Raw genomic sequence first — 14,238 nt, forward strand, 5'->3', positions numbered from 1 at the left:
GCCCTATCCGGTGCTGCGGGGGGAGCAGGAGGACTGGGATCTGACGCGGGATCGGCGTCCTGCGGGGAGAGGTGCGGGGCGCGGGGGGTCGTTTGAGCGGTGGCGGGAGGACGAGTTTCCTGCGGAATCGTCGGGCGATGAGGGTGGTCGGGGGGCTTCGGGGTCGAGTGGGGGAGATGTCGCTCCGGTTCGGAGAGGGCGGGGTGCGGGTCAGCGGGAGCGTGAGCTGGGGCCCGGTGGGCGGCCTATCAGGGGGGTGGCTCAGGCGCGGCGGGCGCGGGGGTCGGTTGAGGGAGAGCGGTCATCGGGGGCGCAGCGACTCGCTGCGCAAGGGGGTACGGTGCGACGGCGTACGGAGCCGGTTCGGATTTCGCGGCGGCGGACGGTCGGGGATGTGTTCATCGGCTTGGCCGCGTTGGTGGCTTTGGTCGGGCTCGTGGGCGGAGTGCCGTTCGCGTTGACTCGGCTGGCGGGTCCGCCGGTGCCGGACGGGCTCTTCGATCTGGATGTGTTCACCAGCCAGGTCGGGCCGGAGACGATCATCGCGGTGCTGGTGCTGCTGGTCTGGCTCTCCTGGCTTCAGCTGGTCATCTGTGTGGTCGTCGAGGTGTACGCCGGAGTTCGGCGGATCGGCATTCCCGCCAGAGTCCCGCTCGCCGGCGGCACCCAGGCCCTGGCCAATCGGCTGGTCGGCGCGGTCCTGGTGCTGTTCACCGCGACCGCCGTGGCGGTCCCGTTCGCGAGGGTCGCGACCGCCCCGCCGATCCAGCCACACCTGACCTCCCAGACGGCCCCGGTCCTGACCCCCACCGCAGAAGAACGCCCAGCCCTTCAACCCCGAGAGGTCAAGAAGGTGTACGTCGTGCAGCCCCCGCACGGCCGTCACCACGAAAGCCTCTGGGAGATAGCCGAAAAATGCCTCGGCGACGGCCGCAGATACGCCGAGATCTACCAACTCAACCAGCACAAGGAACAGCCAGACGGCAGCCGCCTCCACATGGCCGACCTGATCCGCCCCGGCTGGGTCCTCGACATGCCCGACGACGCCAGAAACGTCCACGTCGTCTCCGCCGACGACAACCGCCGGGAAATCCTCGGCGAACACCCCGGCCCTCCCGCCGAACTCGACGGCCAGGTCCGCTACACACCGCCGAACGCGGCCGACCTCCGCGACGACCCCACCGCGACCAATCGCGACAACAGGTCAGACGCGGGCAATTTGGGTTCGGACAAATCGCAGACCAGACCGGACGCGGGCAAGTCCGGAACAGACCTGGACGGATCGCAGACCAGGCCGGACGCCGGCAAATCAGGGGCGGATCCGGATAGATCGCAGACGAGGCCGGAGGCGGGTAACCCCGATGGGTCGCGTACCGGTTCTGGAGGTAACGAGCGGTCCGGCGCCGGTGGGTCCGATTCGCGTGGCGGTACCGAACTAGACATCACGCGCCCGGACACGGGTGACGTGAGAAGCGGGCAAGCGGGGCGTACGGATGTGGACGATTCGCCGACCAGGCCCCGAATCGTCCTTCCTCAGCCTGAGCGGCCCGATCAAACGGGTGATCGGTCCGGTAGCTCTTCGGCAGGAGAGTCGGCGTCTCCCGGTAAAGCCGGGGTGCCGGACAGTTCGCCCACTCGCCCCGCAGGAATAGAGGGCCAGCTCGGAATCCCGGGAACCGACGGCAGAACCTCCGAAACCGGAGGGTTCTCCGGCGGTTCCCGGGGAGCTTCGGCCGGCGCGTCCATCGGCGTATCGATCGGTATGTCAGCCGACGACAAACTGCCCTTCTCCAGATCCAACGGCTCATCGAGTGGCGATGCGGCATCTCGCCCAGGCAGCGGCGTCCAACCGGGAACGACCCAACCAGGAACGACTCAACCCGGGAGCACGCAGCCCGGAACGACAGGGTCAGGAACGACTCAGCCCGGAACCACTCAGCCGGGGAGCATTCAGCCAGGTGGCGGGCAAGCCGGTGATTCTCCGGCGGTGTCGGCAGATGGCAGTCAGGCCGTTGCCGAGCCGGAAGAAGCCGCCGCTGGGCTGGATCTTGTCGACTACCTGGCAGGCGCCTCCCTGCTGGCGGCCGGCGTACTGGCGCTGCTCGGTCGAAGGCGCCGCGAGCAGTTGTGGCGGCGGGCGTTCGGGTATCGCGTGGTGCGGCCTCGGGGCGACGCGGCCAGCGCAGAAGTGGCCATTCGGATCGGGGCGGACGCGCCCGGGAGCCGGATGCTCGACGCGGGGCTGCGGTTGCTCGGGCGGCAACTGGCCGACGCCGATCGGCGGCCACCGGCGATCTACGGCGTGCATCTGTCCAGCCGCAGCATGGATCTCTGGATCCACCCCCCGGACCGCAATCCACCCGAACCATGGGAAGTCGTCGACGACGGCCAGGTCTGGCGGCTGGCCGCGCACGAGGGCCGCAGGATCGACGAGAACGCGATGAACGACGTGCCCGCGCCGTATCCGGGGCTGGTCTCCCTGGGCACCGCAGGCGGCGGCCGGGTCCTCGTCGACCTGGAAGCGGCCCGCGGCGTGATCTCGATGACCGGCCCGAACACCGTCGCCGCGCTCTCCGCGCTGGCGGTCGAGCTGGCCACCAACCGCTGGTCGGACCACATGCGCATCACCCTCGTCGGCTTCGGCGAGGAACTCGCGCTGCTCGCGCCCGACCGCGTCCGGGCGGCCGGCAGCCTGGCCGAGGTCCTGCCCGAGCTGGAGGAACACGCGCACGGCCAGCCGGGCGACGTCCTCACCGGCCGGATCCACGGCAGGGCCCACGACCCCGCCTGGCCGCCGCACTACCTGCTGTCCGCGATTCAGCCGACCCCGGAGGAGGCGCGCCGGCTCGCCCTCCTGAGCAAGGGTGACAGGACGGCGTCCGGATACGTCGTCGCGGGAGCCGTACCCCACGCCACCTGGACCTGGGAGATCACCGAGGACGGCCGCGCGGTCATCGAGACGCTCGGGTTCGACGTGGACGCGCAGCTGCTGCCGAGGCGGCACTATCAGGCGGTCGTGGACCTGTTCAGGACAGCCGGGCGGACCGAGGGGGAGCCGATGTCCGAGCCGTGGTCGGATCCGGCCGAGGGCCGTCGCGCCGACCTGCCGCCCGCCATCGAGGTGCGCATTCTCGGACCGATCGAGATCAGCCCGGTGCGCGTCCTGGAGGACGGCCGTGCCGCGCTGGCGCAGGAACTGGTCGTGTATCTGGCCACTCACCCGGGCGGCGTGCATCCGGTCGTGCTCGGCGGGGTGCTGTGGCCGCGCGGAGTCCAGCCGATGGTCCGGGATGCCACGATCGCCCGGGTCGCGCAGTGGCTGGGCGAGGATTCCCGGGGCCGTTCCCACCTGTACACCGACGAGTCCGGCCGATTGCGCCTCAGCCCGGAGATACGCACCGACTGGGACCTGTTCCGCGAACTGGTCCGCCGGGGCGACCCGAACTCCCTGGAACGCGCGCTCGGCCTGGTCCGGGGCCCGCTCCTGAACGCCCGCCCGGCGAACCGCTACGCCTGGCTGGCGGCCGATTCCCTCGAATACGACGTCACCGCCGCCGTGGCCGACGCCGCCCACCGGCTCTGCGAGGCCTGGCTGGGCCGGGGCGCGGCGGACGCGGCGGTCGGCGCGGCCAGGGCGGGGCTGCTGCTGGCCCCGGACGACGAGTCCCTCTGGCGTGACCTGCTCCGCGCCGCCCACGCCACCGGCGACCACGCGCGGCTCCGCGCCGTCGTCGACGCCCTGCACCGCCGCGCGGCCTCGCACCCGTACGGCGGCGGCATGGCCCCCCAGACCGAATCCCTGATCGACGAGCTACTCCCGGCCTGGCGCCGGACCACAGCCTGAGGAGGAGCCGGAATGCGCCATGCCGAAACCCGCATAACGGTGGATCCACCCCGGCGTCCGTCATTACGGTCCGATCGACGCACGGGAGGACACGTGGCGACCCTGACCCTGATAGCCGTACTGTCCGCCTGCGCGCCCCCGGCCGAGCAGGATTTCGTCCCGGGCGGCAGCGACGGCACCACCACCACCCAGGCCCGCCCGGCCGCCTCGACCGCTCCCGCCCCGGACCCCGGCGTCGAAACCGTCACCGCCTCCCCGGGCCTTCGGATCGCGATCGAATGGCCGTCCGAGCGGAACGCGATGATCAAAGCCTTCACCGACACCTACGTCCGCCAGTGGCGGGCGGTCGGCACCGGCGGCCGGGACGAGTCCTACCTCGGCGGCGTCATCGAACCGGCCAACCGAGACTCCTACCGCTGGGTGTCGAGCTTCCTGAACGAGAAGTTGTCGGCCCGCGGTACGGCGAAGCTCTACGCCCTCCGGGTCGCCTCGGTGACCGGCCGGGGCGCGGAGATCAACGCGTGTGTGGACGAGTCCGGCATCCAGGTCACGGATGCGGGGGGCGAGCCGATCGCCGATCAGCCGCCCTGGACGACGCCACCACGCTCGACCTGGTTCCAGGTTGCCGCCGTGCGGAGAGGGGACGACGGCACCTGGCGGGTCAAGCTGCTCAAACACGCCGCCTATCCAGACGAACTCGCGAAGGAGTGCCTCCGATGAGAGTGCTGCTCGCCCTGGCGCTCGTGCTCGCCCCGGTCCCCGCCAATCCGGGCGGACCGGGCGGACCGGGCGGCGAATTCTTCCAGAACGGCCGGAGCGTCGGCGTCCAGCTGGCGAATTCCACCATCGTCATCACCGGAAACGGGCTGGGCGCCAAACCAGACGGATACCGGATCAAACGCCCGTGCTGGTACGAGCCCGGACGCAGCGCCGAAGACATGCTGAAAACCCAGGAAGACCTGCGCGCGTTCTGGTTCCACACCTACCCCGGCAGCACCGAGGAGGAGTTCCAGGAGTTCCTGAAACAGTTCAAGGACAAGGTCGGCCAGCCGGGCCGCTGGTGGGCGCCCGCCTACAACGCGGCCGATCCCGCCGGCACGTCCTGCTGGACCGCCCTGGAGGGCGCGATCTGGGTGGATCAGGGCAACACGCCCCCGGCCGGGCTGACGATGACCGAACTGCTGGACATCGCCCGCGCCGCGCTGACCGTCCCCGAACCGCAGGTCCAGCTCAATCCGGACGCCAAGAGCTACGTGAACCTGCCCACCTGGGTCTGGCTGAACGGCCAGGGCCAGACGACCCGCTCGGTCACCGCGACCCTGCCGGGCCTGCTGTCGGCCACGGTGACCGCCACCCTGGGCGACATCAAGATCGACGCCGGCACGACGAGTGACCGGGCCGAAGTCAAGGAGAACTGCGGCCCGGCCGGTCGCCCGTACGTCAAGGGCGGCACTTTCACGTGCGGTGTCCGGTACCTCCGTGCGTCGGCGGACCAGCCCCGCAAGGTCTACACGCTGACCGTCACCACCGTCTGGCCGGTCACCAGCAACGCCGACCAGTCGGTGGTTCCGTTCGTCTTCGACCCCGTCGAGGGGTCCGTCACCCGGGACATCCCGGTGGGGGAGGTCCAGAGCACCGTCAAACGTTGAGCTCGTGGTTGAGCAGCCACTGCTTGACGGGTGGGCCGTAGTAGTAGCCGCCGACGCCTGCCGCCGGGAGCACCCGGTGGCAGGGGACGAACGGCGCGATCAGGTTCTGCGCGCACGCCGAACCGGCGGCCCGAGCGGCCGTCGGCGGGAGTCCCGCGCTGCGAGCCAGCTCGGCGTAGCGGACGGTCATGCCCGCGGGAACCGCGCGAAGCGCCTCGTAAAGGCGCTGCCGGGTGGGTGTCCCGGGCTGGGACACCGGGATCGCGTCCAGCGCGTCCAGCTTGCCGTCCAGGTAGTCGGCCACGGCCTGGGCGGCTTCGGGGAGGTCGCCCACGGTCAGGCCCTCGGCCTGGAGCTGGGGCGAGAGCCGTACGAACATCTCGTGCGGGTCGGCGGTGAAGCCGGCGGCGACGAGGACGTCGTCGCGGGCGAGCAGGGCGAGCGGGCCGACGGGTGTCGGAACGGTACGGGTCACGATCATTGTGGGTCTCCTTACGCATTCCAGATATGGAGGGCGGCGTAGGCGCGCCAGGGGCGCCACCGCTCTATCTCGGAGTCGGGGATGGCCAGCTGGGCCATCTTCTTGCGGAGCACGAGGTCCCCGCCCGGCCAGGCGTCGGGGTCGCGCAGGGCGCGCAGCCCGATGTAGCTGACCGTCCAGGGGCCGATGCCGGGGATTTCCAGCAGCAGCGCCGCCGTTTCCGCGGGGTCGCCGCCGTCCAGGTCGATGTCGCCGTCGGCCACCGCGCGGGCGACCGCGTGCAGGGTGTCGATGCGGCGGTTGGTCAGGCCGAGGCCGGTCAGGTCCTGCTCGGCGAGCTGTTCCGCCGTCGGGAAGCTGTCGCCGCCCGCGATCCGGCCGAGCAGGGTACGCGCTCCGGCGACCGAGATCTGCTGGCCGACGATCGCCCGGACCACCAGCTCGAAGGCGTCGAGGGCCCCGGGAACGCGCAGCCCCGGTCGTTTCGCCACCAGCGGGCCCAACGCGGTGGGTTCCAGGACGGCGGCGATGGCGTCGGGGTCGGCGTCCAGGTCGAGCATGCGTCGGCAGCGGGCGACGATCCTGGCCAGCTGGCGAATGTCGTCCGCGTTCACCGTCAGCCGGATGTGGTCGTCGGCGGGGGTCAGCGTGATCTCCCCGCCGGGGATCACCCGCTGATAGCTGGTCACCAGCTCGTCCTGAAATGTCGTGCTTTCGATGCCTGGGATCGCTCGGGAGGCCAGGAACCGCAGCAACGCCTGCGCATCATAGGGCGCGCGATACGCGAGCCGGAGCGTCACCCCCTCCAGGCCGCCCGCCGCGCGCAGCGGCCCCACCGCCCGGCGCAGGTCCCCGGGCGCGAACCCGTAGGACTCCTTCATGGCGGCGTTGAACTGCCGCACGCTGCCGAACCCGGCCGCGAACGCCACATCCGTGATCGGCAACGCCGTCTCGGTCAGCAACTGCTTGGCCAGCAGCAGCCGCCGGGTCCTGGCCACCGCCAGCGGCCCGGTGCCCAGCTCGGCCACGAACAGCCGGTGCAGATGCCGCTCGGTGACGTGCAGCCGCCGGGCCAGCCCCGCCACCCCGGCCTCGTCCGCGACCCCGTCGTCGATCAGCCGCAACCCCCGCCCGACCAGGTCGGCGCGGGCGTCCCAGCCGGGCGACCCGGGGCTCAGCTCCGGCCGGCAGCGCCGGCACGGCCGGAACCCGGCCGCCTCGGCGGAGGCCGGGTAGGGATAGAACCGCACGTTCTTCCGCGCGGGCGTCCGCGCCGGGCAGATCGGCCGGCAGTAGATCCCGGTCGAGGTCACCGCCGTGTAGAAGCGCCCGTCGAACCTGGCGTCCCGCGCCGAGATCGCCAGGTAACACCGGTCGAAGTCCAGAGTCGTGCTCATAAAGAACACGCTATGCGCCGCTCAGCCCACCCTGCTGGCGGAAATCGGACCTCAGCGTGCGGCCCTATTTGCTGGAGATGCCCACCCCCAGGTCGAACTCCCGGTACACCCTGGCCCAGAAGCCGTCCCGCAGCCAGACCCTGGCCTCGGGGTAGGGCCGCAGCGAGTGACCGAGCTCCTTCTCCGCCTCGATGAGCAGTTCGGTGTCGATGACCGTGGGCAGGATCGGGCCTGGCAGCAGGTCCCTGATGTTGTCCCGGCCGCGGGTGAGGATCCACTTCTGCGCCACATGCTCGCCGACCTCCTCCACCCGGGGACGGCTCGGGCCCAGCTTGGGGCTGCTGGGGGCGCCGTGCAGCTGTTTCGTCGGCGGCGCGACCGGTTTGGCGGCGCGGGCGGCGAACACCTGTGCGGGCGACGGCGGGGGCGTGACCGGCACCGGGATGGGGGCCCGGTTGAAGTACGGCCGGAGAAAGTCGGCGCTGAGAATCTCCACCGTGTCGGATTCCCACACCAGCCGCTCGGCTTGGTTCGTTCCGAACGGCGGTTCGACGCCCCACAGGTGCACCCGGACGCCGTACGCCTGGGCGGCCTCGACGGCGGGGACCATGTCCTCGTCGCCGGCGATCAGCACGGTGTCGCTGACCGCGTGGTGCCGGGCCAGCGCCTCCAGGTCGCTGCGGATCTGCGCGTCCACGCCTTTCTGCTGGCCGCGCGCGTTCAGGTTGCCGAGTCGTACCTTGACCCAGGGGAGCTGGGCGATGACGCGCTGGTCCACGGTCGGTACGCGGTCGCGAGCCGCGTCGTACCAGTAGACGCGCAGCAGTTCGCCGGGGATGCGTTCCAGCGCGTGCTTCTGCAGCGACTGGATCAACTCGTCGGCCGCGACGCGATACTCCTTACGCTCCTTGGCCGAGAGGAGTACCTCTCCGGCCGCCGCGTAGAGGTATCCGACATCAACGAGTACCGCATATTTGGCTGCCATGCTGTGCGCTGCGAGGTCCGGGATGGCCATCTTGTCCTCCAGGCCTCGTCTCCATGTGTTTGGCTGAGGGTAATCGCCCTTTTGTAGATACTCCCAACTCTTGGGCCACTTGACACCCGGTTCGGCGGATCTAATCCATCGCTATTCCGGCAGTCCGCTCGCCCGCCAGGCCCCCGGACCGGCCCGCCAGGCGCGACCTGCGCCGGAGACGCCACGCAGGCTTCTGCCCCGATCCCGCCATGATCCACCCCCCGGTACGGCTGCCGCCGGTGATGGCGTGGCTGCGCTGAGTGCGACGACCAGGGCCGCGATCTCCTCGGGGGAGGCGTCTCCCTTGACGATCTTCAAATGGTTCGACTGGCTCACAGCGGGATGTTCCCATGCTTCTTCGGCGGCAAAGAAGCCCGTTTGTTGCGCAGTGCGCGCAGCGCCCGGACCACCTGGGCGCGGGTGTCGGACGGGCGGATGACCGCGTCCACATACCCGCGTTCCGCGGCCAGGTAGGGGTTGGCGAGGGTGTCCTCGTAGTCGGCGATGAAGCCGGCCCTGGCCGCGTCCGGATTGTCGGCGGCGGCCAATTCCCGCCGGTAGAGGATGTTGACCGCGCCCTGCGCGCCCATCACGGCGATCTGCGCGGTCGGCCAGGCGAGGTTGACGTCGGCTCCGAGGTGTTTTGACCCCATAACGTCATACGCCCCGCCGTACGCCTTTCGGGTGATGACCGTGACGAGCGGCACGGTGGCCTCCGCGTATGCGTAGAGGAGTTTCGCGCCGCGCCGGATGATGCCGTTCCATTCCTGATCGGTCCCCGGCAGGAATCCCGGGACATCAACAAATGTCAGCACAGGGATATTGAAAGCATCGCAAGTCCGGACGAATCGTGCGGCTTTTTCCGAGGCGGAGATGTCCAGCGTGCCGGCGAAACTCATCGGCTGGTTGGCGACCACGCCCACAGAACGCCCCTCCACCCGCCCGAATCCGACCAGGATGTTCGGCGCGAACGCCGCGTGCACCTCCAGGAACTCCCCGTCGTCGAGCACGTGCCCGAGCACGGTGTGCATGTCATACGGCTGGTTCGCGGAATCCGGGATCAGCACATCCAGTTCCGGCACCGGATCGAGCGCCGCGTCCGCCGGGAAGACCGGGGCTCCGTCCAGGTTGTTCGACGGCAGATAGGACAGCAGCGCCCGCGCGAACGCCAGGCAGTCCTCCTCGTCGACGGCCTCGTAATGCGCCACACCCGACTTGGAGTTGTGCGTGTGCGCCCCGCCGAGTTCCTCGAAGGTGACCTCTTCACCGGTCACCGTTTTAATGACATCCGGCCCAGTGATGAACATATGTGACTTTTCCTGAACCATTAGGACAAAGTCGGTCAAAGCGGGCGAATAGACGGCGCCGCCCGCGCACGGCCCCATGATCAGCGAGATCTGCGGGATCACCCCGGACGCGTGCACGTTCCGCTTGAAGATCTCCGCGTACAGCCCGAGGCTGACCACGCCCTCCTGGATCCGCGCGCCGCCCGAGTCGTTGATCCCGACCATCGGGCAGCCGGTCTTGAGCGCGTGGTCCATCACTTTGACGATCTTCTCCCCGAAGACCTCCCCGAGTGACCCGCCGAACACGGTGAAGTCCTGCGCGAACACCGCCACCGGACGCCCGTCCACGGTCCCGTGCCCGGTCACCACACCGTCCCCGTAGGGCCGTTCGCGTTCCAGGCCGAAGCTGGTGGACCGGTGCCTGGCCAGTTCGTCGAACTCCACGAAGGAGCCGTCGTCCAGGAACGCGGTGAGGCGCTCCCTGGCCGTCATCTTGCCCTTGGCGTGCTGCTTCTCCACCGCCCGCGAAGAACCGGCATGCTCCGCCTCGTGCAGCCGCCGGTCCAGCTCGGCGAGCTTGCCCGCGGTGGTGTGTATGTCGATCTCGGAGGCCCGTTCTGCCGTCATTCCGTCAGGGTAACCATTCGCTCACGGCCGTGGCCGCGCGGGCTCCGGCGTTATTGTCGGTGACTCTGGGTAGTGTCCCGGTCATGGAAGCGCAAACATCGCTCAAGCGAGTCATCGGTCGGCGGGTCCTGCTGCTGTTCGTGGTGGGCGACATCCTGGGCGCGGGCATCTACGCGCTGGCCGGGAAGGTCTCCGGGCACGTCGGGGGCGCGCTCTGGCTGCCGTTCCTGGTCGCTTTCGTGCTGGCCGCCCTCACCGCGACCGCCTACGCGGAGCTGGTCGGCAAATATCCCCAGGCCGCCGGGGCCGCCCTCTACGCGAACAAGGCGTTCGGCATCCCCTTCGTCACGTTCATCGTCGCGTTCGCGGTGATGATGAGCGGCATCACCTCGGCCAGCGCCGCCGCCCGCGCCTTCGGCGGGCAGTATCTGGCCGAGTTCGTCAGCCTGCCCACCGTCGTGGGGGCGCTGATCTTCCTGGCCCTGGTGACCCTGGTCAACTTCGCCGGCATCTCGGAATCGATCAGGGTCAACGTGGTGCTCACCCTGATCGAGGCGTTCGGCCTGCTGGTCATCATCGCCATCGGGGTCTACGCGCTGATCGCCGGCGAAGGGAACCCCGGCCGGGCGCTGGAGTTCCACCCTGTCAACGGCGCGTTCCTCGGTGTGCTCGGCGGCACCGCGCTGGCCTTCTACGCTCTGCTCGGCTTCGAGGACTCGGTCAACCTGGCCGAGGAGGCCAAGGATCCGCAGCGCGACTTCCCGCGCGCCCTGTTCGGCGGCCTGGCCATCGCCGCCCTGATCTACCTGGCGGTCGCGTTCACCGCCACCATGCTGGTGGACACCGAGACGCTCAGAACCTCCACCGGGCCGCTGCTCGAAGTGGTCAAGGTGGCCGGGCTGAGCTTCCCGCCCAAGCTGTTCGCGCTGATCGCCCTGCTCGCGGTGGGGAACACCGCGCTCATCAACATGCTGATGGCCTCCCGCCTGGTCTACGGCATGGGCCGGGAGAAGATCGTGCCCGCCGTGTTCGCCGCCGTGCACCCGTCCCGGGCCACCCCGTGGGTGGCGATCCTGTTCACCGTCGGCATCGCGGTCGCGCTGGTCAGCACCGGGGACGTGGGCGGTCTCGCCGACACCACCGTGCTCCTGCTGCTGTGCGTGTTCGCGCTGGTCAACGTCTCGGTCCTGGTGCTGCGGCGGGAACAGGTCGAGCACTGGCACTACCAGGCGCCGTCCTGGGCCCCCGCCGTCGGCGCGGTGGTCTGCGTGCTGCTGGCGCTCCCGATCACCGGCCGGGACGGCTCGGTCTACCTGCGCGCCGCCGTGCTGATCGCGGTCGGCGTGCTGCTCTGGTTCGTGAACCGGCGGTTCGTCGGCGGCCCCCGCGACCTCGACACGACGAAGAACACAACGAAGATCAGCCCGTGACCGCCGAAGCCCTGACCGCGGAAAGCTCTGACCGCCACAGCCGCGTGACCGCCGAAACTTTTGACCGCGAAAGCTCATAACCGATAAACGGTTTGCAACTTCGGTCTGGCTATGTTCGTTATTTCAGAGACGGGGGCACCGTCACGTAGAGATGGGTTGACGCATGGATGAGGCGGTCCGCACACGGGGGCTGGTCAAGCGGTTCGGGCAGCAGACCGCGGTGGCAGGGGTCGATCTGATGGTGCCGAAAGGCAGCTTCGCCGGCCTGGTCGGCCCCAACGGCGCCGGCAAGACCACCACGCTGTCCATGTGCACGGGCCTGCTCCGCCCGGACTACGGGTCGATCGCCATCGACGGGTTCGACGTGTGGACCGACCCGCTGAGCGTGAAGTCCAGGATCGGCGTGCTGCCCGAGGGCCTGCGCCTGTTCGAACGCCTCTCCGGGCGGGAACTCCTGCTCTACAACGGGCAACTGCGCGGCATCCCGCGCGCCCAGGTCCAGCAGCGGGCCGAGGAACTGCTCCGGGTGATGGACCTGGTCGACGCGCAGGACAAGCTGGTCGTCGACTACTCCACCGGCATGCGCAAGAAGATCGGCCTGGCCGCCGCGCTGCTGCACAACCCCGAGGTGCTCTTCCTGGACGAGCCGTTCGAGGGCGTCGACCCGGTGAGCGCGAACACCCTGGTCGAGGTCCTCCAGCGATATACCGGCTCCGGCTCCACGGTGATCTTCTCCAGCCATGTCATGGACCTGGTCGAACGCCTCTGCGACTGGGTCTCGGTGATGAGCCAGGGCCACATCGTCGCCCAGGGCCCGGTGGCCGAGGTCCGGCAGGGCCGCACGCTCAACGAGGCCTTCCTCGATCTGGTCGGCGCGCGCGGGCACGGTGACGGCGAGGGCCTGTCCTGGCTGGGGTCCCGATGATCGGCACCTTCGTCCGGCTCAAGCTGCGCCTGATCGCCGGCAGCCTGCGCGGCGAGCTGATCCGCCAGCTCGGCTTCGGGTTCTCCATCTTCGCGGCCGTGATCTGCGCCTCGCTCGGCTTCCTGCTCTTCAGCCTGGCCCGGTTCGGTGCCGCGGACCTCGCCGTCCAGGTCGGCGCCGTGGTCTTCACCGGGGCCGTGCTCTCCTGGATGATCGTGCCGCTGCTCGCCTTCGGGCTGGACGAGACACTGGACCCGTCCCGGCTGGCCCTGTTCCCGCTCACCACCCGGCAGCTGGCGACCGGCCTGTTCGCCGCCTCCGCCACCGGCGCCTGGCCGATCGCGTCGCTGGTCGCCCTGTTCGGCGGCGTGGTCGGCCTGTCCCGCGGGCTCGGTGGCGTGCTGATCGGCCTGGTCGCGGTGCCGCTGGTGTTCGCGCTCTGCCTGGTCGCCTCCCGGCTGGTCACCACCGCGCTGTCCGGCGCGCTGCGCAGCCGCCGCGGCCGGGACCTGCTCGCGGTCGCCGTGGTGTTCGTGGTGCTGCTCACCCAGCTGCCGAACCTGGTGCTCAACCGCGGCCTGCCGGGCGACGGGATGGGGATGTTCCGGGCCGCGGCCGACGCGCTGCGCTGGACTCCGCCCGGCCTGGCCGCCCACGCCATCGCCGACGGCGGCCTGATCGGCGTGCTGGACCTGCTGATCCTGGCCGCCGTGGTGCTGCTGCTCGGCTGGCTCTGGATCCTCGCGCTGCGGGCCGCGCTGGTCCGCCCGGACGCCTCCAACCAGGGCGGCTCGGTCCGCCGCTCCCGCCGGACCGGCCTGCTCCCGGACAGCAGGCTCGGCGCGATCATCGCCAAGGAGCTCAAATACGCCCGCCGCGAGCCGCGCGGCCGGGTCGCCTGGTTCTCCGCCGCCGCGATCGGCGGCATCATGCTGTTCTCGCTGAACGGCACGCAGAATGCGCAGGATGCGGTGAACGCGCCCGGCTTCGGCCTGGCCGTCGGCCCCGCGCTGATCGCCGCGCTCATGATCGGCGTGCAGTCGGCCAACACGTTCGGCATCGACGGCCGGTCGCTCTGGATGAACGCGGTCGCCTTCGGCTCCGACCGCGACGTGCGCACCGACTTCGCCGGGCGGCAGCTCGCCAACTTCCTGATCTCGGGGCCGCTGCTGGCCGTGATCTCGGTGATCGGGGCCGTGCTGGGCGGGAATCTGCTCTGGGCGGTGCCGGCCACGCTGCTGGCCTGGTGCATGCTCGGGCTCGCGATGGGGACGGGCGCGTTGATGAGCGTGCTCTCGCCGTACACCTATCCGGAGCGGATGAACGCGTTCAGCGGGGCCGCGCCAGGTCAGGGCGGGCAGGCGTTCGTCGCCGGGTTCGGCGCGCTGTTCGGGGCCGGCCTGCTGATCCTGCCGGTGCTGATCCCCACCGTGTTCTTCGCGCCCTGGGTGAGCGTGATCGGGGCGGTCTACGGCGCGGCGGTGGCCTGGGGCGGGCGGCGGATCGCCGCCAAGATCGGCTTCCGGCGTTTCCCCGAGCTGCTGGCGGCCGTCTCCCGGCCCACCTGAGTGGTCTAGTCCAATG

General features: G+C 70.2%; 11 protein-coding genes. 6 read left to right on the forward strand and 5 right to left on the reverse strand.

All coding sequences use genetic code 11. From position 1 onward, the window contains the following. Positions 1–340: 340 nt before the first annotated feature. The 3 genes from Acor_RS26375 to Acor_RS26385 all read left to right on the forward strand — a co-directional run bounded on the left by Acor_RS26375 (position 341) and on the right by Acor_RS26385 (position 5,493). A complete protein-coding gene (locus Acor_RS26375) occupies positions 341–3,844 on the forward strand; it encodes a BTAD domain-containing putative transcriptional regulator (protein ID WP_246239135.1) in 3,504 nt (1,167 codons plus the stop codon). Positions 3,845–3,937: 93 nt separating this feature from the next. Then, complete coding sequence (locus Acor_RS26380) at positions 3,938–4,564, forward strand: hypothetical protein (protein WP_155339444.1); 627 nt, start codon at positions 3,938–3,940, stop codon at positions 4,562–4,564. After that, complete coding sequence (locus tag Acor_RS26385) at positions 4,561–5,493, forward strand: hypothetical protein (protein ID WP_155339445.1); 933 nt, start codon at positions 4,561–4,563, stop codon at positions 5,491–5,493. The genes Acor_RS26380 and Acor_RS26385 overlap by 4 nt, the downstream gene beginning before the upstream one ends. On the opposite strand, the gene Acor_RS26390 is transcribed toward Acor_RS26385, so the two are convergent. The 5 genes from Acor_RS26390 to Acor_RS26410 form a co-directional block, all read right to left on the reverse strand. Continuing rightward, positions 5,483–5,974: a methylated-DNA--[protein]-cysteine S-methyltransferase gene (locus Acor_RS26390; protein WP_155339446.1), complete on the reverse strand. Its 492-nt coding sequence runs from the start codon at positions 5,972–5,974 to the stop codon at positions 5,483–5,485. The two genes, Acor_RS26385 and Acor_RS26390, sit on opposite strands and share 11 nt — an antisense overlap. A gap of 11 nt (positions 5,975–5,985) precedes the next feature. Beyond that, entirely contained in the window at positions 5,986–7,371 is a 1,386-nt protein-coding gene (locus Acor_RS26395) for a DNA-3-methyladenine glycosylase 2 family protein (protein WP_155339447.1), read from the reverse strand. 64 nt (positions 7,372–7,435) lie between these two features. Beyond that, the gene (locus Acor_RS26400; RefSeq protein ID WP_155339448.1) at positions 7,436–8,386 is read right to left on the reverse strand and encodes an NYN domain-containing protein; all 951 of its coding nucleotides are present in this window, start codon (positions 8,384–8,386) and stop codon (positions 7,436–7,438) included. A 111-nt stretch (positions 8,387–8,497) separates the two neighbouring features. Beyond that, positions 8,498–8,722, reverse strand: a complete 225-nt coding sequence (locus tag Acor_RS26405; protein WP_155339449.1) for an acyl-CoA carboxylase epsilon subunit — start codon at positions 8,720–8,722, stop codon at positions 8,498–8,500. Then, positions 8,719–10,299: an acyl-CoA carboxylase subunit beta gene (locus Acor_RS26410; RefSeq protein ID WP_155339450.1), complete on the reverse strand. Its 1,581-nt coding sequence runs from the start codon at positions 10,297–10,299 to the stop codon at positions 8,719–8,721. The genes Acor_RS26405 and Acor_RS26410 overlap by 4 nt, the downstream gene beginning before the upstream one ends. Before the next feature lie 83 nt (positions 10,300–10,382). On the opposite strand from Acor_RS26410, the gene Acor_RS26415 reads away from it, so the two are divergent. The 3 genes from Acor_RS26415 (at position 10,383) to Acor_RS26425 (ending at position 14,222) form a co-directional block, all read left to right on the forward strand. Then, on the forward strand, positions 10,383–11,729 hold the full coding sequence (locus Acor_RS26415; RefSeq protein WP_155339451.1) for an APC family permease: 1,347 nt from the start codon (positions 10,383–10,385) through the stop codon (positions 11,727–11,729). A gap of 163 nt (positions 11,730–11,892) precedes the next feature. Next, positions 11,893–12,654, forward strand: a complete 762-nt coding sequence (locus Acor_RS26420; RefSeq protein ID WP_155339452.1) for an ABC transporter ATP-binding protein — start codon at positions 11,893–11,895, stop codon at positions 12,652–12,654. Next, entirely contained in the window at positions 12,651–14,222 is a 1,572-nt protein-coding gene (locus tag Acor_RS26425) for a hypothetical protein (RefSeq protein WP_155339453.1), read from the forward strand. Before Acor_RS26420 ends, Acor_RS26425 begins: the two co-directional genes overlap by 4 nt. Positions 14,223–14,238 lie beyond the last annotated feature (16 nt).

This window comes from Acrocarpospora corrugata (genome assembly GCF_009687845.1).
GTDB classification, from domain to species: Bacteria; Actinomycetota; Actinomycetes; order Streptosporangiales; family Streptosporangiaceae; genus Acrocarpospora; species Acrocarpospora corrugata.

Coding starts and splice junctions, on each gene's coding strand:
- Acor_RS26415 (WP_155339451.1), top strand. CDS start 10,383: ATGGAAGCGCAAACATCGCTCAAGCGAGTCATCGGTCGGCGGGTCCTG.
- Acor_RS26420 (WP_155339452.1), top strand. CDS start 11,893: ATGGATGAGGCGGTCCGCACACGGGGGCTGGTCAAGCGGTTCGGGCAG.
- Acor_RS26410 (WP_155339450.1), bottom strand. CDS start 10,299: ATGACGGCAGAACGGGCCTCCGAGATCGACATACACACCACCGCGGGC.
- Acor_RS26395 (WP_155339447.1), bottom strand. CDS start 7,371: ATGAGCACGACTCTGGACTTCGACCGGTGTTACCTGGCGATCTCGGCG.
- Acor_RS26390 (WP_155339446.1), bottom strand. CDS start 5,974: ATGATCGTGACCCGTACCGTTCCGACACCCGTCGGCCCGCTCGCCCTG.
- Acor_RS26400 (WP_155339448.1), bottom strand. CDS start 8,386: ATGGCCATCCCGGACCTCGCAGCGCACAGCATGGCAGCCAAATATGCG.
- Acor_RS26385 (WP_155339445.1), top strand. CDS start 4,561: ATGAGAGTGCTGCTCGCCCTGGCGCTCGTGCTCGCCCCGGTCCCCGCC.
- Acor_RS26425 (WP_155339453.1), top strand. CDS start 12,651: ATGATCGGCACCTTCGTCCGGCTCAAGCTGCGCCTGATCGCCGGCAGC.